Origin of the sequence: Pelomonas caseinilytica (genome assembly GCF_021353235.1) — a bacterium.
Taxonomy (GTDB): Bacteria; Pseudomonadota; Gammaproteobacteria; order Burkholderiales; family Burkholderiaceae_C; genus Pelomonas; species Pelomonas caseinilytica.
Window position 1 is genome coordinate 387678 of the sequence record NZ_JAJTWT010000004.1, and the last position, 22972, is coordinate 410649.

General features: G+C 72.6%; 10 protein-coding genes. All 10 read left to right on the forward strand.

The genetic code is table 11. From position 1 onward, the window contains the following. The first annotated feature begins 112 nt into the window (after positions 1–112). The 10 genes from LXT12_RS12435 (at position 113) to LXT12_RS12480 (ending at position 22895) form a co-directional block, all read left to right on the forward strand. Positions 113–1567 (forward strand): hypothetical protein, encoded by a 1455-nt coding sequence (locus tag LXT12_RS12435; RefSeq protein WP_233392479.1) that lies wholly within the window; start codon positions 113–115, stop codon positions 1565–1567. 159 nt (positions 1568–1726) lie between these two features. Beyond that, positions 1727–2827 carry a PEP-CTERM sorting domain-containing protein gene (locus LXT12_RS12440; protein WP_233392481.1) on the forward strand — a complete coding sequence of 367 codons (1101 nt, stop codon included), beginning with the start codon at positions 1727–1729 and terminating at the stop codon, positions 2825–2827. A gap of 88 nt (positions 2828–2915) precedes the next feature. Then, positions 2916–4568, forward strand: a complete 1653-nt coding sequence (locus LXT12_RS12445; protein WP_233392482.1) for a ShlB/FhaC/HecB family hemolysin secretion/activation protein — start codon at positions 2916–2918, stop codon at positions 4566–4568. A 9-nt stretch (positions 4569–4577) separates the two neighbouring features. Beyond that, positions 4578–16502: a filamentous haemagglutinin family protein gene (locus tag LXT12_RS12450; protein WP_233392572.1), complete on the forward strand. Its 11925-nt coding sequence runs from the start codon at positions 4578–4580 to the stop codon at positions 16500–16502. A 19-nt stretch (positions 16503–16521) separates the two neighbouring features. Next, positions 16522–18213: a DUF2341 domain-containing protein gene (locus tag LXT12_RS12455; protein ID WP_233392484.1), complete on the forward strand. Its 1692-nt coding sequence runs from the start codon at positions 16522–16524 to the stop codon at positions 18211–18213. Positions 18214–18236: 23 nt separating this feature from the next. After that, a complete protein-coding gene (locus tag LXT12_RS12460; protein ID WP_233392486.1) occupies positions 18237–18650 on the forward strand; it encodes an ExbD/TolR family protein in 414 nt (137 codons plus the stop codon). A gap of 825 nt (positions 18651–19475) precedes the next feature. Further along, on the forward strand, positions 19476–19877 hold the full coding sequence (locus LXT12_RS12465; RefSeq protein ID WP_233392488.1) for an ExbD/TolR family protein: 402 nt from the start codon (positions 19476–19478) through the stop codon (positions 19875–19877). Further along, a complete protein-coding gene (locus LXT12_RS12470) occupies positions 19877–20548 on the forward strand; it encodes a TonB C-terminal domain-containing protein (protein WP_233392490.1) in 672 nt (223 codons plus the stop codon). Before LXT12_RS12465 ends, LXT12_RS12470 begins: the two co-directional genes overlap by 1 nt. A gap of 17 nt (positions 20549–20565) precedes the next feature. Then, positions 20566–22260 carry a putative porin gene (locus LXT12_RS12475; protein ID WP_233392491.1) on the forward strand — a complete coding sequence of 565 codons (1695 nt, stop codon included), beginning with the start codon at positions 20566–20568 and terminating at the stop codon, positions 22258–22260. A 2-nt stretch (positions 22261–22262) separates the two neighbouring features. After that, on the forward strand, positions 22263–22895 hold the full coding sequence (locus LXT12_RS12480; protein ID WP_233392493.1) for a hypothetical protein: 633 nt from the start codon (positions 22263–22265) through the stop codon (positions 22893–22895). The last annotated feature ends 77 nt before the right edge of the window (positions 22896–22972 follow it).

Consider the following 22972-nt stretch of genomic DNA (forward strand, 5'->3'; position numbering starts at 1 on the left):
CGACCCGCCGGGCCGTGCGGCCCGGCCTCTCCCGCTTCGACCGCCAGCCGTCCCCGCTCCAGGGGCCGGCCTGGCGGAGCACTGTCCGAACGTCTCTCACGAAAGACCCATCATGAAGCTCCGTTCCTCCCTGATCGCTCTGGCCTGCCTGGCCTCCTTCGGTGCCGCCCACGCCCTGACCCCGACCGAGATCGCCGCGGCTCGCGCCGACGGCTCGCTCAAGGAAATCCGCCTGGCCGGCGCCTCGGCCCTGCGCCTGATGGTCGGCGCCTACATCCAGTCCGACCTGGCCCAGCCCGCCACCTTCGACGTCTTCTTCGACTCGGCCACCGGCTCCAACCACCGCGCCTACTCCTTCAAGACCAAGGTCGCCATCGGCGGCTGGCCCGTCGGCACGCCGGTGCTGATCACCAAGCGTGACGCCGGCGGCTCCGCCCAGGGCGTGACGCCGCTGCTGAACGGCGGCGACGCCACCCAGGCCCACATGCTGGTCGACGCCAGCTGCACGGCCGCGTCCGGCGGCGTCTCGCCCGCGACCGACATCCAGAAGGCTGGCTTCATCTGCTCCGGCACGACGACCGGCCTGGCCACCGCCGGCTTCTCCGACGTCGAGCCCGCCCTGCTGCAGGCCACCGTCAACGGCGGCACCGGCCTCGACGTCTCCGGCCTCGACGCCGCCGGCTTCGTGCAGAACATCTTCGCCGTCGGCGTGAACAAGAAGCTCTACCTGGCCCTTCAGAAGGCCCAGGGCCTGGTGGCCGCGGGCGCGACCGACATCGACGAGTCGGCCGCCGCCCAGCCCAGCATCCCGAAGAGCTTCATCGCCGGCGCCCTGACGGGCCAGCTGCTCGGCAGCTCCTCCAACAAGAAGGGCTGGAACCTGCTGATCCCGGCCTCGGTCGACAGCAACATCAACAACAAGCGCATCAACGTCTGCCGCCGCACGCCCGGCTCCGGCACGCAGGCCGCGTCCAACCTCTACTTCGCCAACAACCCCTGCGGCGGCACGGCCAACCAGTTCGTCCCGACCGCCGGCACGACGACCGCCACGCTGGCCGTGACGGGCTCGCTGACCACGCTGCAGAACAGCAGCACCGGCGCCGTCGAGACGTGCCTGGGCACGGTCGAGGGCCTGGCCGACAGCACCGGCGGCGGCTATGCCTTCGGCGTGCTGGGTCGTGAGAACAACCCGCAGGCCGTCGTCAACGGAGTGCCCAGCGAGAAGGGCTACCGCTACGTCAAGCTCAGCGGCGCCACGCCGAGCCGTGCCGCCCTGATCTCGGGCGAGTACGACTTCGCCGTCGAGGCCTCGATGCAATGGCCCAAGGCCGGCGCCGCCAACGCCCCGTCCGCCGACGCCCTGGCCCTGCTGACCAAGATGCGCAGCGAGATGGGCAAGGCCGCGATCCTGCAGGGCCTCGACCCCGACCTGCAGAACGGCCTGGCCGCCCTGCCGTCGACCGTGTCCGGCGCCTGGTCCGACCTCGACGCCACGACCAAGAGCTACACCTCGCACACGAACCGCATCAGCGCCAACAGCTGCTCGTTCGTGCGCATGACGAAGTAATCGACCGGCAGTCCCCGGGCGCGAAGGGCTTCGGCCCTTCGCGCTGCTTTCCGTCAAGGCAATGCAATTTCTTCGGCATGCGCGCCACCCGGCAGGCATGCCAAAGCAATCCGCCCGCGTCCGATGGCTCATCCCGACAGTCCACGATCGCCCAAGCCCATGAACTTCCACCGTCCGCCCTTCATCGTCCGACTCGCGATCTCGACGACCTTTCTCGCCTGCGCAGCGCAGGCCCATGCCGCGCTGCGCGTCGGCGATTCCACGCCCGAAGGCGTGGCTGCGGGCAACACGCCGGAACTCGCGCTCATCATCTGGGACCCGGTCAAAGAGGTCTCCTACACCAAGGACCTGGGCATCGCCGTCTACAAGGAAAACTACGCTGGCGGCGATCCGTCGACCAACCTGTTCATCTACGGCCAGCAGGACGCCGGCTACCAGAAGCTGTTCGACCCGCTCAACACCGACGCGAACTTCCAGTCCTTCTTGTCCAAGTCGACGGACGTCGCCAACCAGATCTGGGCGGTCATCGCGGTCTCGAACGACCCCAATGCGCCCGCGTTCGCGGGGGGGACTTCGTTCTTCACGACGCTCAACGCCGCGACGCCGACGGGAACACTCAACCCGCAATACACCTACCTGCTCGGCTTGCCCAACAGCGACTTCGCCAACGGCGCGGGCACGCTCGCCCAGAGCTTCGGCGACATCAGCGCCCAGGCCGGGAGCTGCTCGGGCGCTTGTGCCACGGACTACGGCAACAACAGCTCTTACCTCAACGTCAAGGGCCAGACCGCGTATGCCGGCAGCATCTTCAGGGCCGACCACACGCTGTCGGGCGCTGGCGACCACGCGCCGAACATCTTCAATCCCGTCAACCGCTCGTCCTGGTTCTACACCGCCACGGTGACCAGCGACAACAGCACCGAACCCATCGCCGTCGACGAGTTCGACAACGGCACGATCGCCGGCGGCGGCCATGACGCCTACTGGGGCCTGGGCGTCGACGGCAGCGGCAACTACATCCTCAGCTACACGCTCGAGGCCGCAGTGACGCCGACCAGCACCGCCGCAGGCGCTCTGCTGCGCCTGCGCACCGATTTCGCCGCCGCCTATGGCCGCACGCGCCTGATCGCGTCGCCGGCCGGCGACACGCTCGATCTCGGCGGCAGCCACAACGTCACCGCCGTCCCCGAGCCGGCCACCTGGGGCCTGATGGGCCTGGGCCTGGCCGTGGTGGGCCTGCGTGCACGCCGCCGCCGCTGAGCGCGCTTCGCCGCCGCATGCATGGGCCGCCCCCTGGGCGGCCACCGTTTTTCACGACCGATTCACCCGCCCTCGGGACACTGACTTCATGGACGCCGCTTCGACGCGCGCCCGCCCGCGGGCCCGCTGGTTCTTCTTGCTCGCGATGGCGATGGTGCTGTGTGCCCATGGCCTGACGGCCCTCGCCCAATCCAACCTCCGCTTCGACATCCTCGAGTTCGAGATCGAAGGCAACACGCGGCTGAGCGCACTGCAGGTCGAGGCCGCCGTGATGCCCTTTCTGGGCGAGGGCCGCGACATGGCCGCCATCGAGGGCGCGCGCGCCGCGCTGGAGAAGGCCTACCAGGGCGCCGGCTACCTGACCGTCTTCGTCGACGTGCCGGAGCAGCGCATCGAAGGCGGCCTCGTGCGGCTGGCGGTGCTGGAGGGCCGCGTCGACAAGCTCTACGTGACCGGCTCGCGCTACTACGACCAAGGCCGCATCCGCGCCGTGGCGACGGAGCTGGCCGAGGGCCAGGTGCCGAACTTCAACGTCGTGCAGCAGCAGGTGGCCGCACTGAGCCAGACACCCGAACGCCGAGTCCAGCCGGTGCTCAGGCCGGGCCGCGAGCCCGGCACGGTCGAGGCCGAACTCAAGGTCAGCGACAAGCTGCCCCTGGGCGGCAGCGTGGAGGTGAACAACGCCGCCCCCGCCGACACCGAAGCCCTGCGCACCGCCGTCAACCTGCACTACGACAACCTCTTCCAGCGCGAGCACTCGCTGTCGCTGACCGCGCTGACGGCCCCGATGCGGCCCAGCCAGTCGCAGGTGCTCGTCCTCAACTACCTCGTGCCCCTGGGCGACGGCGACTCGCTGAGCTTCACCGGCGTGCACAGCAGCAGCGACGTCGACACCCTGGGCGGCACACGTGTGCTCGGCAAGGGCACGACTCTGGGATTTCGCTATGGCATGAACCGCCTGGACGCCAACGCCGCCCACGGCCTTCAGCTGGGCTTCGACGTCAAGGACCTGAAGGAAGACGTGCAGACCAGCGCCGGCGCCATCAGCACCCCGCTGCGCTACGCGCCGCTGCAGCTGGCCTACAACGGCAACTGGTGGGGCGAGCAGGGCAGGCAGCAGCAGCTCAGCGTCAACGCCACCTTCGGGCTGCGCCCGGTGTGGCAGCAGGACCGCCAGGACTGCCAGCTCGCCGACGGCAGCTTCGGCACGGCCGACCAGTTCGCCTGCAAGCGCCGCGGCGCGGACGGCGGCTTCACGACGCTCAAGCTCGACTGGCGCGGCAGCCGCCGTGTCGGTCCGAGCGAATGGGCGCTGCGCGTGGCCGGGCAGATCGCCAGCCAGCCCCTGGTCAGCGCCGAGCAGTTCGCCGTCGGCGGCGCCGAGACCGTGCGCGGCTATCCCGAGGCCGCCGTGTCGGCCGACTACGGCGTGCTGGCGTCCTTCGAGCTGCGCAGCCGCAATCTCGCGCCGGCTCTGCTGTCCGCCTTCGAGGGCGCCAGCCTGCCGCCCTTCACCGAGCTCGTCTTCTTCGGCTTCGGCGACGTGGCCCGCGTGGCCCTGATCCAACCCGAGCCCGGCCAGCCCCATCGCAGCACGTTGATGGGCAGCGGCGTGGGCGTGCGCCTGGGCCTGCAGCCGGGGCTGAGCCTGGCCCTGGACTGGGCGCGCCGCCACCGCGACGTCGCCGGCCGGGGCCTGCCTTCCGAACGCGTGCACGTGCGCGCCGCCCTGCGTTTCTAGAGCCGCGCCATGTCCAACACCGCCGTTCCGCGCAAGACCGCCCTCCTGCTGACGCCTCTCGTCGCCGCGCTGGCGGCCAGCCTGCCGCTGGCCGCCCTGGCGCAGGCACCGGTGGCGGCACCGCCCCCGCCGCCGATCAACCGCGTGCCCCTGCCGGCCCCGGGCTGGCGGGTCTACGGCAGCGGCAGCAGCGCGCCGGTCAACGTGAGCAACACGCGCGGCGGCGTGGACATGACCATCGGCCAGACAAGCCAGCGCGCCATCTACAAGTGGCAGAGCTTCGACATCGGCGCGGCCAGCTCGGTCACCTTCGACATGGCCCAGCCCGGCTCCAGTGCGCTCAACCGCATCGGCAGCGTCAGCCCCAGCCTGATCTTCGGCCAGCTCAAGGCCACCAACGGCGGCGAGATCCTGCTCTACAACCGCAACGGCATCCTGTTCGGCAGGGATGCGCGCGTGGACGTCGGCGCGCTGATGGCCACGACGCTGGCCCCGAAGGACAGCGACTACGTCAATGGCTTCGTCACTGCCATCACGGGTGGCAATCCGGCCCTGAGCATCCGCAACGAGGACGAGGCCAACCCGGGGAGCCTTTACACCGGCAGCTTCGTCCGCATCGAGACGGGCGCCGAGATCAAGACGGCCGAGGGCGGACGCATCCAGCTCTATGCCAGGCAGGTGGAGAACGCCGGCACGCTCGCGGCGCCTGGCGGCCAGGTGATCCTGGGCGGGGGCGCCGAGGTCTTCTACAAGCTGCCGACCGCCGAGCCGCTCTACGCGTCCGAATCCAACCCCAATGTGCCGGCGCTGCGCGGCCTGCTGGTGGAGGTGGGCCGGGCCGACCTGGACTCGGGCCAGGGCAGGGTCATGAACACCGGCACGATCAGCGTCCCGCGAGGCAACGCCACGCTGGTGGGCCTGGCCGTCAACCAGGCCGGACGCATCAGCGCGACGACCAGCGTGTCGCAGAACGGCTCCATCCTGCTGCTCGCGCAGGGGGATGCCGGCACGACCTATCTGGACGGCGGCGCGGTGGTCCCGAGCGGCGACCGGAGCACCTACAAGCAGGCCGTTCGCAGCGGCCAGTTGACACTGGCCGCGGGCAGCGTCACCGAGATCACGCCGGACAACAACGGCGCGGACGGCAAGCCGCTCACCAGCGATGACAGCGCCACGTTCACGCGGTCGCGGCTGGACCTGGCGGGCGGCCAGATCACCTTGGCCCGGGGCGCCAAGGTCGTCGCGCCCGGCGCCGTCGCGGAACTGCGCGCCCTGGACAAGCCGGCACCGCTCGGCGACCTGCTCGGCAGCGGCAACCCCTTGAACGCGACGGGCGGGCGCATCGTCGTCGAGACCGGCGCCGGCATCGACGTCTCCGGCACGAGGGACACCACGGTCAGCGCCGCCCGCAACTTCGTGACGACCGAACTGCTGGGCAGCAACGACCTCAAGGATGCGCCGCTGCAGAAGGACGGCCTGCTCTACCGCAACAAGGTCACCCTCGACATCCGCGAGACCTCGCCCATCCTCGGCGACCTGTCCAACTACCGCTCCGCCGTGCAGCGCACGGCCGGCGAGCGCCTGGCCAGCGGCGGCAGCCTGCGGCTGATCGCCGGCGAGGCGGTGCTGGCGCAGGCCGGCTCCAGCCTGCGCGTCGACGGCGGCCAGGTGACCTATACCGAGGCGCTGGTCTCGCCCACTCAGCTGTACAGCAGCACCGGCGCGGCCTACACGCTCAACACCGCGCCCAGGGACCTCGTCTACACGGCCATCGGCAATGCCGGCACCAGCAAGGCGCGCTATGACCGCTGGGGGCCGGTCGTCAACTACGGCAGTGCCATCCCGGCACGCCTGGAGGCGGGCTATGTGGACGGCAAAGCCGGCGGCAGCCTGACGCTGGTCGCGCCGACCGTGGTGGTCGACGGCCAGGTCAGCGGCAGCACGCTGACGGGCCAGCGCCAGCTGCTCGGGCGCGACGCCCTGGCCGCGGCAGGCCGGCTCGCCATCGGCGCCCTCCAGCATGTGGCGGCCTTCGGCGACGGCAGCTACAGGGGCGCCGTGCTCGGCAGCTTCGCCCTGTCGGCCGATGCCACGCCGCGCCTGGGGGCCGGCGCCCTTCCTGCATCGCTGGACGGCATCGCCTCCGGCCTGTCGCTCGACACCCTGCGACACGCCGGCTTCGGCTCGGTCAGCATCACGGCCGTCGGCGACGTCAAGCTCCGCGGGGCGCTGAACCTGCCGGCGACCGGCGCGCTGCGCCTGCAGTCCGAGAGCGGCACGGTCGAGGTGGACGGCTCGGTCCATGCGACCGGCGGCCAGCTCGTGCTGCGCAGCCTGACCGGCGACGTCAGGCTCGCCGAGCAGGTGAAGCTCGACGTCTCCGGCGCCTGGATCAACGCGGCGCTGGACCCGCTGGGCGCGCAGTCGGCGCCACGGACCGCCATCCAGGGCGGCAGCCTGACGGTGCAGGCCGGCGGCGACGTCTCGCTGGCCAGCGGCAGCGTGCTGGACGTGTCCGGCGGCGGCTTGGTCGGCACCAGCCAGGCCGTGACGGGCGCCGCGGCCGGCAGCCTGACCCTGTCCGCCGGGCCGGGCGTGGTGACGCAGGGCCCCGTCCACACCCTCACGCTTGACGGCGAACTGCGGGGTTATTCCTTCACCCAGGGCGGCAGCCTCGGCATCACGGCCCCGGCCCTGCGCTTCGGCAGCGCGCCCGCCACCCCCGATGCGGCCGGCACGCTGCGGCTCGACGCCGGCTTCCTCAACCGCGGCGGCTTCCAGAACCTGGCTTTCGAGGGCCGCGAGTCCCTGGTCGTCGAGGCCGGTACCGCGCTCGCACCGCGGCTGCAGCTGTGGCAGGCCTCGGCCGCGAGCCGCTTCGTGCCCAGCGGCAGCGACGACTGGCGCAGGACGCTGACCTTGAGCGCACCGGCGACCGGCTATGCCAGGCCCGTCAACCTGAACCTCGCGTCCAATGGCTACCGGGCCGCCGACCCGCAGGGAACGCTGGTGGTGGCGCAGGGCGCCAGCATCTCGCTGGATCCGACGGCCACCCTCGGCCTGAACGCGCGCAACCGGCTGAGCCTGGACGGCAGCCTGCTCGTGCCCGGCGGCAAGGTCAGCCTCGGCCTGAAAAGCGACAACGGCAATGCGGGCCAGGCGCGGTTCCTTTGGCTGGGCAGCTCGGCCCGCATCGACGTGGCCGGCCTGCGCCAGCTGCAGCCCACGCAGGACGGCCTGCTGACCGGCCGGGTGCTCGCGGGCGGCAGCATCAGCCTGGACGCCGGCGCAGGCGACCTCGCCTTCAGGACCAGCCTGGTGGTGCAGCAGGGCGCCCAGCTCGACGTCTCCGGCGCCGCCGGCCTGCTGGACGTGCGCGAGCGCGCCGAAGGCGGCGACCGCGTGACGCGCCAGCGGATCGGCAGCTCGGCCGGCAGCCTGTCGGTACGCGGCAACGGGCTGATGCTGCTCGAAGGCGACCTGAAGGCCCAGGCCGGCGCGGCCGGACAGAGCGGCGGCAAGCTGCAGGTACGCCTGGAAGCCGGCCTGGTTCGCGATGCCAGCCTGCCGGAGGTGCAAAGCCTGGTGCTGGCCGCGGGCGACGGCCGGCTCACCGGCGCGCTGGTGGCCGACGACCTGGGCCGCGCGGCCGGCGTCGAGGCCCTGGCCCGCGTCGATGCGACCTGGGTGGCCCGCTCGGGCGTCGCCGACTTCACCCTCAGCGCCCGCGAGCGCATCGCCGTCGACGGCGGCGTGTCGCTGGACCTGTCGCGCGCCCTCACCTTGGATTCGCAGGCCCTGGCCGTCACGCCGCAGTCCGGCAAGACCGCCGCACGCCTGTCGGCGCCCTGGATCAGCTGGGCCGACACCCAGGGGCAGCCGCTGACGGTGGACCAGACCACCCGGGCCCTGCCGGCCGCCAGTGGTGGCAGCGCCAGCCTTGTGCTGCAGGCCGGCGAGCGACTGGACCTCAACGGCCGCGTCGTCAGCCAGGGCATCGGCGAGCTGGCGCTGCAAAGCCAGGGCGACCTGGTGCTGCAACGACCCACCCCCAGCGACGAAGGGCGGCTCGCGACCGCGGCCGACCTGGTGCTGAACGCGCGCCAGGTCTACCCGGCCACCGATACCGCCTACACCCTCGACGCAACGGGCCGCAGCGTCACCATCGGCCAGCCGGCGGGCGAGGCGCCGGACCTGCCCTGGAGCGCCGGGGGCCGGCTCGACGTGCAGGCCGCGACCATCGTGCAAGGCGGCCGGCTGCGCGCGCCCGAAGGCAGCATCACGCTCAAGGCCAGCGAGGCGGTGCAGCTGCTGGACGGCAGCGAAACCTCGGTCACCGCCAAGGGCCGCAGTGCTCTCTTCGGCAACTGGAACGGCGAGCTCTGGGCCGCCCCCGGCAGCCTGCCCGGCAAGACCAGCGGCGCCGCGCCGGCCAAGGCCATCGTGCTCGACGCGCCCAAGGTCGACATCGCCGCGGGCGCCACGCTGGACCTCAGCGGCGGCGGCCAGTTGCTCGGCTGGCAGTTCGTCGCCGGCCCGGGCGGCTCGGCCGACATCTTCAGCGCCGCCGACGGCAGCTACGCCATCGTGCCCGGCGTGCAGAGCACCGGCGCGGCCGACAACTCGCTGCCGGGGCTGCCGGCGCTCGGTCGCCAGATCCATTTCGGCAGCGGCCTGGCCCTGCCCGACGGCACCGTGCTCAGCGGCAGCTACACCCTGCTGCCGGCGCGCTTCGCGCTGCTGCCCGGCGCCCTGCTCGTGCGTCCGGCCAGCGGCACCGCCCTGGCCCTGGGCCGCGCCATCGCTCGCGACAACGGCAGCCTGCTCGTCGGCGCCCGGCTCGGCCAGGCTGGCACGACGGTGCTGGACGCGCTGACCAGCAACTGGCAAGTCCTGACCCCGGCCCAGGCCCGGCGCTACAGCGAGATCCGCCTGGCCGGCGCCGACGCCTTCTTCAGCGCCCTCGCCGTGCGCAACGACCAGCCCACGCCGGCGCTCAACCGCGATGCCGGCGCCCTCGTCGTGTCGGCCCGGCAGGCCGACATCCGCGGCACGCTGCGCTTCACCACCGGCAAGGCGAGCAGCGGCGAGGCGGGCCGCGGCGGCAGCGCCTATTTCGGTGCCGAAGACATCCACGTCGGCACGGGCGGCAGCAGCGGCGGCCTGCAGCTCGACGCGCGGCAGCTCAGCGGCCTGGGCGTCGACAGCCTCGTGCTCGGCGCCGTGCCCATCGACCTGCAGCACCCCGGCAGCCTCGACGTGCGCGCCACGACGCTGAGCGTCGAGGCCGGCGAGAACCTGGTCGCGCCGACCCTGCTGCTCGCGGCCCGCCAGTCGCTGGACCTGGGCGGCACGCTCAAGGCCGAGGGCAACGGCGCCACGGCCACCGACTGGCGGCTGAGCGGCGACGGCGCCGCCGTGCTCGCCAGCGCGCGCAGCGACAGCCAGCTTCTGCGCCAGGGCGCCACGCTGGACGGCGGCAGCCTCACGCTGCGCGCCGGCGCCGCGCTGCGAGCCAGCGGCGGCCTGGTGCAGCTCGACGCCACCAGCCACACCGCCATGGCCGACGGCGCCACGCTGGATGCGGCAGCCCTGGGTATCGGCGTGCCCCGCCTGCAGCTCGGCGGCACCCAGCCGCTGGCCGGCGACAGCCTGGTGATCGGCAGCGACCTGCTGGGCCAGCTCGGCCGTGCCGCCAACCTGCTGCTGCGCAGCTACTCCAGCCTCGACCTCGTCGGCGCCCTGGACTTCGGACGCGACGCCGCCGGCCAGACCACCCTCGGCCGCCTGACCCTGGACACGCCGGCCCTGCGCGCCGCGACGGCGGACGACGCCGCGAGCATCTCAGCCCGGTCCCTGGTGCTGACCAACAGCACCGGCCGCGAAGCCACTGGCGCCGGCGGCGGCGGGCAGATCAGGCTCGCCAGCGGCGCCACGCTGCAGGTGGGGCCCGGCAGCCAGGCCTGGCAGGCCGCGAAGACCTCGCTCGGCGCGCCCGACGGTATCGTCCTCAGCGGCGACAGCCAGGTCGCCGCGGCCGGCGAGGTCAACGCCACGACGAGCGTCGTCGGCGCCAGCGCGGCCGGCACGGCCGCGGCGCGAAGCCGCTGGACCGTGCAGGGCGGCCTGCAGCTCCTCGGCACCGGCGCCGCCGCTCCCGCCGCCGCCCGCGGCGCTGCCGCCCAGCTGGCCCTGGCGGCCCAGTCCATGGACATCGCCACCGACATCGACCTGCCCGCCGGGCAGCTCGTGCTCAACGCCATCGGCGACCTCAGCATCAGCGGCGGCCGGCTCAGCGTGGCTGGCCGCAGCGACCTCATCGCCAGCGGCGACCACGCCGTGCGCACCGACCTTGCCGCGGGCAGCCTGACGGCCAGCAGCAGCACCGGCAACCTCGTACTGGGCGCCGGCGCCCGGCTCGACGTCTCGGCGGCCGGCGACGGCGATGGCGGCCAGCTCAGCCTGAACGCGCCGCAGGGCCGCCTCGCCCTGGGCGGCCAGTTGAGCGCAGCGGCCTCCGACGCCGCCGTCACGGCGGCCAGCCTGGCCCTGGACAGCAAGGAGGCCATCGATCTCGGCGCGCTGGCCGCGGCCATCGGCGGTGCCGGCCACCGCGCTTTCGAACAGCGCATCGCCGTGCGCAACCGCAGCGGCGACCAGGCCTTGCCCGTCGGCGCCCGCCTGGCGGCCCGGTCCCTGGAACTCAGCAGCGACACCGGCAACCTCGCCATCGCCGGCGACCTGGTCGCGCTGGCATCGGCCAGCGGCGGCGGCCAGATGTCCCTCAACGCCGGCGGCGACCTCGTCATCGCCGACGGCGCCCGCCTGCTGGCCCGCAGCGCCGGCAGCGCCGGCGACCTGGACCCCGGCCGCATCGCGCTCAACAGCAGCGCCGGCTGGCTGCGGCTGCAGGGCGGCAGCATCGACCTCGAAGGCGGCGAACTCGCGCTGCGCGCGCTGCGCGAGGGCCAGGACGTGCGGATCGCGGAGCTGCAGACCCGGCTGAACCAGGTCGGCAGCGTCGACGTCGAGGCCGTCAAGGTCTACGACGGCATCGAGCAACTGGTGGACCAACTGGCCCCGGCGCCTGCCCCCGCGCCGACGCCGACGCCGACGCCGACACCCATCCCTTCGCCTTCGCCTTCGCCTTCGCCCGGCCCGAGCCCTGCTCCGGTGCCCACGGCTCCAGATCCTGCGCAAGGCAACGGCCCGAGCACGGGCGACGCCCAGCCGCCGGCGCCGCCCATGACCGCGCCGCCCAAGCCGACGGCCACCGCAGTCAAGGCCCTGGCCGTCGCAGCCGCCTCGAACTCACTGTCGACGCCGTCGGACGGCAACGGCCCGACCACGGGCGACACCCAACCCCCGGCACCTCCGACGGCGCCGGCGCCCGTCCCGGCGCCCTCGCCGACGCCTGCTCCATCGCCCTCACCGTCGCCGGCACCTTCGCCCGCGCCGGCACCTTCGCCCGCGCCGGCACCTTCGCCCGCGCCAGCACCTTCGCCCGCGCCGGCACCTTCGCCCACGCCGGCACCTTCGCCCGCGCCAGCACCTTCGCCCACGCCGGCACCTGCTCCCATGCCGGCACCTGCGCCCGCACCAGCACCTGCGCCCGCACCAGCACCTGCGCCCGCACCAGCACCTGCGCCCGCGCCGGCACCTTCGCCCGCACCAGCACCTTCGCCCGCACCAGCACCTTCGCCCGCACCAGCGCCTTCGCCCGCACCAGCACCTTCGCCCACACCAGCACCTTCGCCCACGCCAGCACCTTCGCCCACGCCGGCACCCTCGCCCGCGCCAGCACCTGCGCCCACGCCAGCACCTTCGCCCACGCCGGCACCTGCGCCCGCGCCGGCACCTTCGCCCACGCCAGCACCTTCGCCATCCAATCCCGCGCCGGGCAATGGTCCGTCGACGGGCGGTACCCAGCCTCCCTCTCCGCCGCTGCCACCAGCCCCCGCGCCCACCCCGTCGCCCAGCCCATCGCCGACGCCCTCACCGGCGCAACCTGCGCCGGGCAATGGTCCGTCGACGGGCAATACACAGCCGCCCTCTCCACCGCTGACGCCGAGCCCCGCCCCATCGCCAAGCCCGTCGCCGTCGCCTTCGCCCAACCCCGTGCCTTCGCCCAGTCCGGCGCCTTCGCCCAGCCCTTCGCCATCGCCCAGTCCGGCACCTTCGCCCAGCCCCGCGCCCTCGCCCAGCCCGGCACCATCACCTGGCCCGTCGCCATCGCCCAGCCCCGCGCCGTCCAACCAGCTGCTGCTCAACCAAGTCGCGGCCGACAACGCGGCCTTCATGGGCGAGGCCCAGCAGACGGCCCAGGCCATCGCGGCTCGGCTGAGCGCGGGCCAGTCCGCGCTGATGCCCGCCATGCGGGTGCGCCCGGGCGTCGAGGTGCGGTCCCAGGCCGACCTCAGCCTGACGGCCGGCTGGCGCCAGCCCACGCTGACCGCCGCGCAGCAGGCCGCCGCGCCGAATGCCGCCGAGGCGGCCGTGACCCTGCGTGCCGCCGGCGACGTGAAGCTGCAGGCCAGTCTCGCCACCGGCCTGCGCGAATCGCCGACGAATGCCGGCGAATGGATAGGCACCTCCGCCCGCGCCGGCGCCATCCGCATCGCGGCCGGGGCCGACCTGGGCGCCGCGAACGTCATGACCACGCGCAGCGACGCCTCGGCCGGTTCGCTGTCGATCGGCGTGGCCGGCTCCGACGCCGCGCCGGTGCAGCTGCGCAGCACCACCGGCCGCATCGAGCTGGCGGCGGCGCAGGACATCCGCTGGCTGGACGGCCGCGCCACCATCGCCACCCTCGGGGTTCCGGTCGGCGCGATGCCGGCTGGCGCACCTGCTCCTTCCGCCGCGCCTCCCGCCGTGCCCTCGGCCGCCCAGGCGCATGCGACCGCGCTGGCCGCCACGGCGGGAGGCGGCGCGCCCTCCGAGGGCAACGGCAACACCACCGGCAACGTGCAGCCGCCGCCCCCGCCGGGCGCCGATACGTCGGCACCCGCGCCGGGCCCCTCCCCGAGCCCGTCGCCCAGTCCCGCGCCCAGCCCTGCGCCGGCGCCCGACACCCCCGACCCGCTGCCCTCGACGCCCTTCAATTCGCTGCTCGAGAACCTCGCCCCGGCGCTGGACACCTCGGGCCTGCTGCCCTTCACGCAGCAGGGCGGCGCCGTGAGGCTGACGGCCGGCCGCGACGTCGTCGGCCAGGCGGGCAATGCCAGCCAGCGCTATGCCACCGGCTGGCTGTGGCGAGCCAAGGGCACGCTGGACGACACGGTGGCCTGGTTCGGCCGGACCGACCTGTTCGCCCAGGGCGTGGCCACCTTCGGCGGCGGCTCGGTGCAGGTGCAGGCTGGGCGCGACGCCGTCCATCTGCACGCCGCGGCGGCGAGTTCGGGCTTCATCGCCCCCACGGGCAGCGATGCGCAGGGGCTGCCGAGCGGCCTGCAGCAGTTCGGCGGCGGCAGCGTGCAGCTGCGCGCCGGCCGCGACGTGGTCAGCGGCCAGCTGCTCGCCTCGCATGGCATCGACGTGGCCGCCGGCGGCGCGGTGCGTACCGAGTCCGGCGCCGACCTCAACCTCGACCCGGGCCTGCAGCTGCTCTACCAGAACGGCGCGATCCGCGTGCAGGCCGGCGGTGACGTGACGCTGGCCAACGCCCGCAATCTGGCGCTGGCTCTGCCCTCCAAGGCCAACAACGACGCTCAGGGCCAGAACGTCGCATTGCCCATGCTCGATGCAGACGCCCGGCTGTTGGCGCAAAGCGGCAGCGGCTCGGTCACCTACCTGGGTTCCCTGCAGCCGCTGGAAACCGGCAGCAGCGGGTTGACCACGCCGGGGAAGGTCGTGCCGGTGGATGTGCGCCTGCTGGCCCCCCAGGGCAGCGTCGGCGCCACCAGCCTGTGGCAGTGGAGCACCGCGGCCGACCCGCTGCAGGCGCGCACCTGGATCGCCGGCCGCGACGCCGTCAGCGTCAACGACGTGCGGGCACTGGCCCTCGGCTCGCCCCTGGCGCCCCAGGCCACCTCGATGCTCACGCTGGCCGACGAAAGCCTGCCCAATGCCCGCCTGCCGGAGGCCCAGTTCTTCTCGCGCAACGCCTTGGGCCAGGCCCAGCTCGACCAGAGTTCGCGCGACCCGGTGCTGGTGCTGTCGGCCCAGGACGACGTGACGTTGAACGACCTGCGCTCGACACGCAGCCTCGTGGTCTCCGCCGGTCGCGACGTGCGGCTGTCGCAGGTGAGCGTGCAGCACCAGGGCGCCGCCGCCGGCAGCCCCAGCGACCTGAGCCAGCTGCGGGCGGGCCGCGACGTGCGCTTCACGAGCGGCACCGGCCTGGAAGTCGCCGGCCCCGGCGACGTGCTGGTGCTGGCCGGCCGCGATGTCGACCTCGGCAACAGCACCGGCATCATCGCCCGCGGCAACCTGTCCAACAGTGCCTTGCTGCCCGAGGGCGGTGCTCGGCTGACCGTGGTCGCCGGCCTGGGCGCCGACGGCGACGACTACGCCCGCGCCAGTGCCGCGGGCTTCCAGGTCCTCGGCGCCACGGGCCTGGCAGGCAAGCTCGGCCAGGCCTGGGTGCTGCTCGGCGGCAGCGGCACGGCCGCCGCCTTCGACGCCGCCTCGCCGCCCCGGCAGCTGGACCTGCTGCGCCAGCGCTTCGGCACCGCGCTGGTGGACCGCCTCGTCATCGAACAGGTACGCGCCCAGCCGGCCCGCGCCGAGGCCGGCGACCAGCGCGCCCGCATGGCCGCGCTGCTCGGCAAGCCGGTGGACGACCCGGCCGTCACGGAGGCGCTGAAAGGCCAGGCCAGCCTGCTGCAGCCGGCCTGGTCGGCCCTCGACGATGCGGCGGCCCTGGCCCAGCTCGACAGGCTCGGCACCGCCCAGCAGGCCCTCCTCGTCAGCCGCGTGCTGATGAATGGCCTGGCCGCGCAAAGTCCGCATGCCCGCGCCTCGGCGCTGTCCCAACTCGCGGCCCCGGCCGACCTCGCCAGGCTGGCCGACTATGTCGCCCAGATGGGCGGCCAGCGGGGCGCGGATGCGGCGGACACGCTGCGCCTGTTCGAGGCCCTGCCGCTGGCGCGGCAGATCCCCTGGCTCAACCGGGTGCTGATGGGCGAGCTGCGCAGCGCCGGCCGCGCCGCCGCTGAGCTGGAGGGCGACGAGCGCTGGGCCGCCTATGCGCGCGGCTACCAGGCCATCGACCTGCTCTTCCCGCTGGGCGACGCGCCGTCGCGCCCCGCCGCCCAGGTCCGCATGCCGACCAGCCAGATCAAGACGCTGCAGAACGCCGACATCACGCTGATCAACGCTGGCGGCGGCGTCAATGCCGGCGAGGTGGCGGCGGGCAGCAAGGCGCCGACCGAGCTGGGCATCGTCACCGTCAACGGCGGCGACGTGTCGGCCGTCGTCGCGCAGAACTTCGACGTCAACCAGTCGCGCGTCTTCACCCTCGGCAAGGGCAACCTGCTGATGTGGTCGTCGGGCGGCAACATCGATGCGGGCCGCGGCGCCAAGACCGTCACCGGCGCCCCGGCGCCCGTGCTGCGCCTGGACTCGAACGGCAACCTGGTGTTCGACACCTCGGGCTCCTTCAGCGGCTCGGGCATCGCCGTGCTGTCGGCCGGCAATGACCTCGACCTCTACGCCCCCACCGGCGAGATCAACGCCGGCGAGGCAGGCATCCGCTCCAAGGGCAATGCCTTCCTCGGCGCCGAGCGGCTGGTCAATGCCAACGACATCCAGGTGTCGGGCGCCCGCGCCGGCACCACCGCCGAGGTGGCCATCACGCCGCCCGTCGCCGTGCCGGTGACCCAACCCGCAGCCGCTCCATCCGCCGGCAATGCCGACACCGAGAAGGACAAGGACGAGCGCCGCCGCCGTCGCCGCCAACTGTTGCTGGAGTTCCTCGGCTTCGGCACTTCCTGATCCCCGAAAGACCGCCACCATGATGCGCAAAGCACTCACCGCACTCGCCCTCGCCACGCTGTTGCCCGCCACCGCCCATGCCTGGTGGAACGCCGACTGGAGCGAGCGCGCCAAGGTCACGCTCAACACCTCGGCCCAGGGGCTGGAAACCAAGGAGGCCGCCGCGGGCGTGGCCGTCGCGGTGCGCCTGCACTCCGGCAACTTCGACTTCACCGCGGCCAAGGAGGACGGCGGCGACCTGCGCGTCGTCGCCGCCGACGACAAGACGCCGCTGAAGTTCAGCATCGAGCGCTTCGACGCGGTCAATGAACTGGCCGTGCTGTGGGTGCAACTGCCCAGCGTGCTGCCCGGCACCGACAAGAACGTCTTCTACGTCTACGCCGGCAATGCCAAGGCGGCGGCCGAGGGCGCCGATGGCGGCGGCTTCGACGCGGCCACCGTCGTCGCCCTGCACTTCAGTGACAAGCCCGCCGGTGGCGACCAGCTCGGCGCCATCAGGCCCCAGTCCCCGCCGGCCATCGAGCCCAACGGACTGCTCGCCGCCAGCGCCAAGCTCGCCGGCGAGCCCATCGTCTATGCCCTGTCCGACAAGGCCGTCACCGACGCCGGCAACCAGCTGACGGCCAGCCTGTGGGTGAAGCTGGACGACGTGCAGCGGGCCACGCTGCTGCAATGGGGCGGCCTGACGCTCGGCCTGAGCGGCGGGCGCCTGGTCGTGCGGGCGGACCGCGCGGAGGTCTCGGGGGGCGAGGTGCCGGTCGCGCGCTGGACCCAGGTCGCCGTGCGCCTCGGCCTGGGCAAGGCCACGCTCTTCGTCAACGGGGCGCAGGTCGCGCAGGGCGACCTCGCCACCCCGGCCCTGGGCAGCAGCCTGCGCCTGGGCGAAGGCGCCCGCGGACTGATGGACGAGGTGCAGCTCTCCGCCGCGCTGCGCAGCGCCGACTGGATCGCCGTCGCCGCCGGCGCCCAGGGCGGCGAGAGCCGGCTCGTAGCCTCCGCGCGCGAAGCGAAGGACGCCGTTGAGGCCGAGGGCGAGAGCCACGGCTACATGGGCATCCTGGTCAAGAACCTGACGCCCGACGCCTGGGCCGTCATCGGCATCCTGGCCGTCATGTTCGCCATCGCGGCCTGGGTGATGGTGACCAAGGGCTTGCTGGTCAACCGGGTCGCCAGGGCCAACCGCAGCTTCGTGCTGCGCTTCCGGGACGCCAGCGACGAGCTCCTACACCTGGAGCAGCACGCGCCGCATCCGCAGTCCCCGATCTACCGCCTCTACCAGGCCGGTGTGCGCGAGCTGGCCAAGCGCAGGGTCGGCGAGGCGGGCAGCGCGCCGCTGTCGGGCGCGTCGCTGGACGCCGTCAAGGCCTCGGTCGATGCCGACTACGTGCGCGAGAACGCGCAGCTCAACTCGGGCATGGTGCTGCTGACCATCGCGATCTCGGGCGGCCCCTTCCTCGGCCTGCTGGGCACGGTGGTGGGCGTGATGATCACCTTCGCGGCCATCGCCGCGGCCGGCGACGTCAACGTCAACGCCATCGCCCCCGGCATCGCCGCGGCCCTGCTGGCGACCGTGGCGGGCCTGGGCGTCGCCATCCCGAGCCTGTTTGGCTACAACTACCTGGCGTCGCAGATCAAGAACGCGACGTCGGACATGCAGATCTTCATCGACGAGTTCATCACCCGCGTGGCCGAGCTCTACGGCGCGCGTTGAAGCGATGACATCGGGAGAGCGCCATGGCCGGTGACGTCAAGACCGACAACCAGCCCTACGACGACATCAACGTCACGCCGATGCTGGACCTGGCCTACGTGCTGCTGGTCGTCTTCATCATCCTGACGACGGCGTCGGTGCAGGGCGTGAAGGTGAGGTCGCCCGAGACGCAGGCGGCCAACAACCTCGCCAAGCCGCAGACGCGGGCCATCACCATCACCGCCGACGGTGCCGTCTACCTGGACGCCTATCCGGTGGACATGGAGCAGCTGCGCACGACGCTGGCCCAGTACAAGTCGGCCAACCCTTCGCTGCCGGTCGTGCTGAAGGCGGATGCGTCGGCGCAGTACGAGAAGGTGATGCAGGTGCTGGAGGTGGCCAAGAAGCTGGACATCACCGAGATCGGGCTGGTGACGAAGCGGGCGGGGGCGGAATGATGGCGCTCCTGCTGCGTCGTGGTGCAGCCGGCAGGGTCTGTGGGGGGCTTTTGCTACGAGCCTCTGGACTCGGTGCACCGTGCCGGGAATTCGCCCCGGCAGGCGACCTACTTTGGCTTCGCCGAAACCTTCGGTTTTCTGGCCCGCCAGAAAGTAGGCAAAGAGCGGCCCCTGCAAAACCGCCCACCCGCGATCCGGGTGGGTGCCCTGCGTGCCTTGCCGCTTGCATGCGGCAAGGCGTTCGGCAGGCGTCGCACAGCACGCAGGTGCTGTGCTCGGTCCAGCCTCACTGCGTCGAACTCCGAGGCTCGCGCCGTACTCGCTTCGTTCGCTGCGCTCACTGCGCTCAGACAACGGCGCGAAGTCAGAGCTTGAAGCGCGCTGCGCGCGCGCCTCGGAGTTCTGCGCTTCTCGGCGGTTTAGAAGGGGAGACCCCGAACAGCCGAAACAGCCAACAGCCAAACGCCGCATCCCTGCGGTCGCGGCTGTTCCTTCACTCCCCCTTTGAGCCCGCCGAGGAGCGCAGCACCTTGAGGCCGCGCGCGCAGCGCGCTTCAACAACTGACTCCGCGCAACTGTCTGAGCGGAGCGTAGCGGAGCGAGTTTTGCGCGGCGCCTCAAGGTGCGAGCACCGCAGGGAACCCCGCCGCGCAGCGGCGGGGCGGGCGGTTCGGGGGCGGTTTCTTTGCCTACTTTCTTGGGCGCCCAAGAAAGTAGGTCGCCCGCCGGGGCGAACTCCCGGCATGGGCCTGGCCACCGAGGCACTGCAAATAGAAGCACCCAAGCCCAGGCACTCTTGCCCAAGCCTCCGAAGGAGCGCCTGACATGCAAGTCAACCAGGACGCCAAGCCCTACGACAGCATCAACGTGACGCCGATGCTCGACCTCGCCTACGTGCTCCTCGTCGTCTTCATCCTGATGACGACGGCCTCGGTGCAGGGTCTGTCCATCACCATGCCCAAGCCGAGCAACAAGCCCAGCACCGAGAAGCATGAGCTCAAGATCGTGCAGGTGATGCCGGACGGCGGCGTGCTGCTCAACGGTGTCGGCGTGAGCCTCGCGGAGCTGGAGGCCCAACTGAACGCCGCCAAGGCGCGCGATGCCGGCATGTCGGTGGCCATCAAGGGCGATGCGCGCACGCAGTACGCCAGCGTCGTGGCGGTCATCGACCTGTGCAACCGGCTTCAGGTCAACATGGGCTTGGTGACGAGCCGGATCGGCACGTGATGAAGCCGCTGCACCTCAAGCTCATCGCCGCCGCGGCCTTCGTGCTGCTCGCCTTCGCGGCCTGGTGGGCCCTCAGCCACATGAAGGCCGAAGGGCCCAGGCGCCAGGTGGCAAAGATCTCCATCCTGCCCGACACGCCGCCGCCCCCGCCGCCCCCCAAGCAAGAGAAGAAGCCCGAGCCGCCCAAGGACGAGCCCAAGCAGGTGATGCGCGAGGAGCAGGCCAAGCCGGTCGAGGCGCCCAAGCCGGCCGAGGCGATCAAGATGGAAGGCGCTGCCGGCGACGGGCCGAGCGCCTTCTCGTCGGGCAGCGTGTCGCGCGACTATGCCGGCGGCACGCCCGTCACCGGCGCCGGCGGTCCCGCCGGCACGGTCACCGACCGAGCGCAGGAGCGCTTCTACGCCAACACCGCGCGCCAGTTGCTGCAGGGCGAGATCGAGCGCCACCTGAAGGCCGACGCCGACCAGCTGACCGCGACCTTCGCCATCTGGCTGGACAAGGACGGCGCCATCCAGCGCTTCGAGCTGAGCGCCAGTGGCAACGACGGCAACGATGCCGCCTTGCGCGCCGCCCTCGACGAGACCCGCCGCCAATTCAAGTTGCCGCCGCCGCCGGCGCTCGCGCTGTCGCAGCCGATGCGCTTCCGGCTCAGCGTGCGACCCCAAGCCTAAGCCTCCAACCGCCGCCCATGAAGCCCATCCTGACGCCGCTGCTCGCCAGCCTCATCCTCGCCGCCGCCCTGCCCGCCGGCGCCCAGACCTCTGACAAGGAGGAGATCGCCCGGTTGCGTGCGACGACCCAGGCCCTCATCGACGCCCTCGTCGCCCAGGGCCTGCTCACCCGCGACAAGGCCGAGGCCATCCTGAAGCAGGCGCAGGCGTCTGCCACGGCGCCCGCGGCCGCCCCGCCAGCGCCCCGGGCGGAAGCCAGCGCGACGCCCAAGGTGCTGCGCATTCCCTACGTGCCCGAAACCGTGCGCCAGCAGATGCGCGACGAGATCAAGGCCGAGGTGCTGGCCCAGGCCAGGGGCGAGCGCTGGGGCCAGCCCGATGCGCTGCCGGACTGGATCGGCCGCATCAAGGTCGGCGGCGACCTGCGCGTGCGGGCGCAAGGCGAGTTCTTCGACAAGACCAACGTCGCCGCGGAGGTCTATCGCGCCCAGGCCGCCTCGCCGGCCTGGGCCCCCGACCTGAGCAACACGACCACCGATCGACAGCGCCTGACGTTGCGGGGTCGCCTCGAAGTGGACGCCAGGCTCAGCGACCAGGTGCTGGCCAGCATGCGCCTGGCCACCGGCAGCACCAGCAACGGCGCGACGTCGACCACCCAGACCCTGGGCAACGACTTCAACCGCTACACCCTCGGCCTGGACCGGGCCTACATCCGCTGGCAACAGGGGCTGACGGGCGACGGCCTGTCCGCCGATCTCGGCCGCATGCCCAACCCCTTCTACAGCACCGATCTCGCCTGGCCCGACGACCTCGCCTTCGACGGCGTGGCGGCGAAGATCGGCCGCGCCTTCACGCCCCAGCGCAGCCTCTTCGCCACGGCCGGCGTCTTTCCGCTGGAGGAACTCAACCTGTCGACCAAGGACAAGTGGCTGCTGGGCGCGCAACTGGGCGGCGAGATGGATCTCGCGCGCGGCGTGCAGTTCAGGCTCGGCCTGGCGGCCTACGACTTCCGCCACATGGAAGGCCAGCGCGAAAGCAGCCCGCCGCCGGCCGGCCCCCTGAACGGGGCGACCAGCTACTTCGCCTCGCAATACGGCGCAGGGCTGCGCCTGAAGGGCAACACGCTGATCAACCTCAACGACCCCACCAGCACGGCCGCGCCGACCTGGGGCCTGGCGTCCAGGTTCCGGCCCGTCAACCTGACCGTCGGCCTGCAGCTCGACGCCAGCGTGCTGCCCGTGCCGGTCGGCCTGACGTTGGACTGGATCAAGAACACCGGCTTCGACATCGCCGACATCGAGCGGCGCGCGGGCGAGTCCCTCCGTGACCCGGTCCACCCCGAGAAGACCATCGTCGACAGGACCCATGCCGTGCAGGCCCGCATCCTCGTCGGCAATCCCACGCTGGCGCGTCGCGGCGACTGGCAGGGATTTGCCGCCTACCGACTGGTGCAGCGCGACGCCTGGATCGACGGTTTCACGGACACGACCTGGCACCTCGGCGGCACCAACTACAAGGGCTGGAGCATCGGCGGCAACGTCGGCCTGGACCGCAACTTCTGGCTGAGCGCCCGCTGGACCAGCACGCGCAACCTCGACGACGGGGTGCGCTTCCTGGCCGTGCCGGGCGACGCCACCTCGCTGAGCGGCAACCTCAGCAGTGCGCCGCTCAAGATCGAGGTGCTGCAGCTCGACCTGAACGCGAGGTTCTGACCATGAAGCGCATCGCCCTCGCCTGCCTGCTCGCGGCCAGCCTGAGCATCCAGGCCCAGGAGGCCAAGCCTTCGAAGGAACGCGAGGCCCTGCGCCGCGCCCAGGCCGCGCTGCGGGCGGCCCAGGAGCAGCAGGCGACCCTGCAGGCCGACAAGGCGAGGTCGGACGCCGAAGCGGCCACGGCGCAAAGGGCAGCGGCCTCGGCGCGCAGCCAGGCGGCCGGCAGCGCGGCCCGGCTCAAGGCCAGGGAGTCCGAGCTGCAGGCGCTGCGATCGCAACTCCAGGCCGGCGAGGATGCGCGGCGGCAGGCCGAGACCCGCGCCGCCGAGGCCGAACAGGCCTGCCAGCAGGAACTCCTTGCCGCGCGGCAGGACCTCGCCGCCCGCCAGCAGGCCAACCAGGCCCTCGTCCAGCTGCTGGAGCGCAGCACCCGGGCCCTGGCCGATGCCGAGGCCAGGAACCGCCAGCTCTACACCGTCGGCCAGGACCTGGTGCAGCGCGCCCTCGGCCGCTCGCCGCTGGACACCGCCGCGCTGCAGGAGCCGCTGCTCGGCCTGGCTGCCGTGCGCGCCGAAGACGAGGCCGAGAAGCTGCGCGCGGAGCTGGCCGCCCTGCGCACCACCGGCTCACACTGACTTCCGGGCCTGGCTCGCCGCGGCCCCACAGGCGGCGCAGCCTTCTTCACGCAACTACAGTCGTTGCATGAAACGAG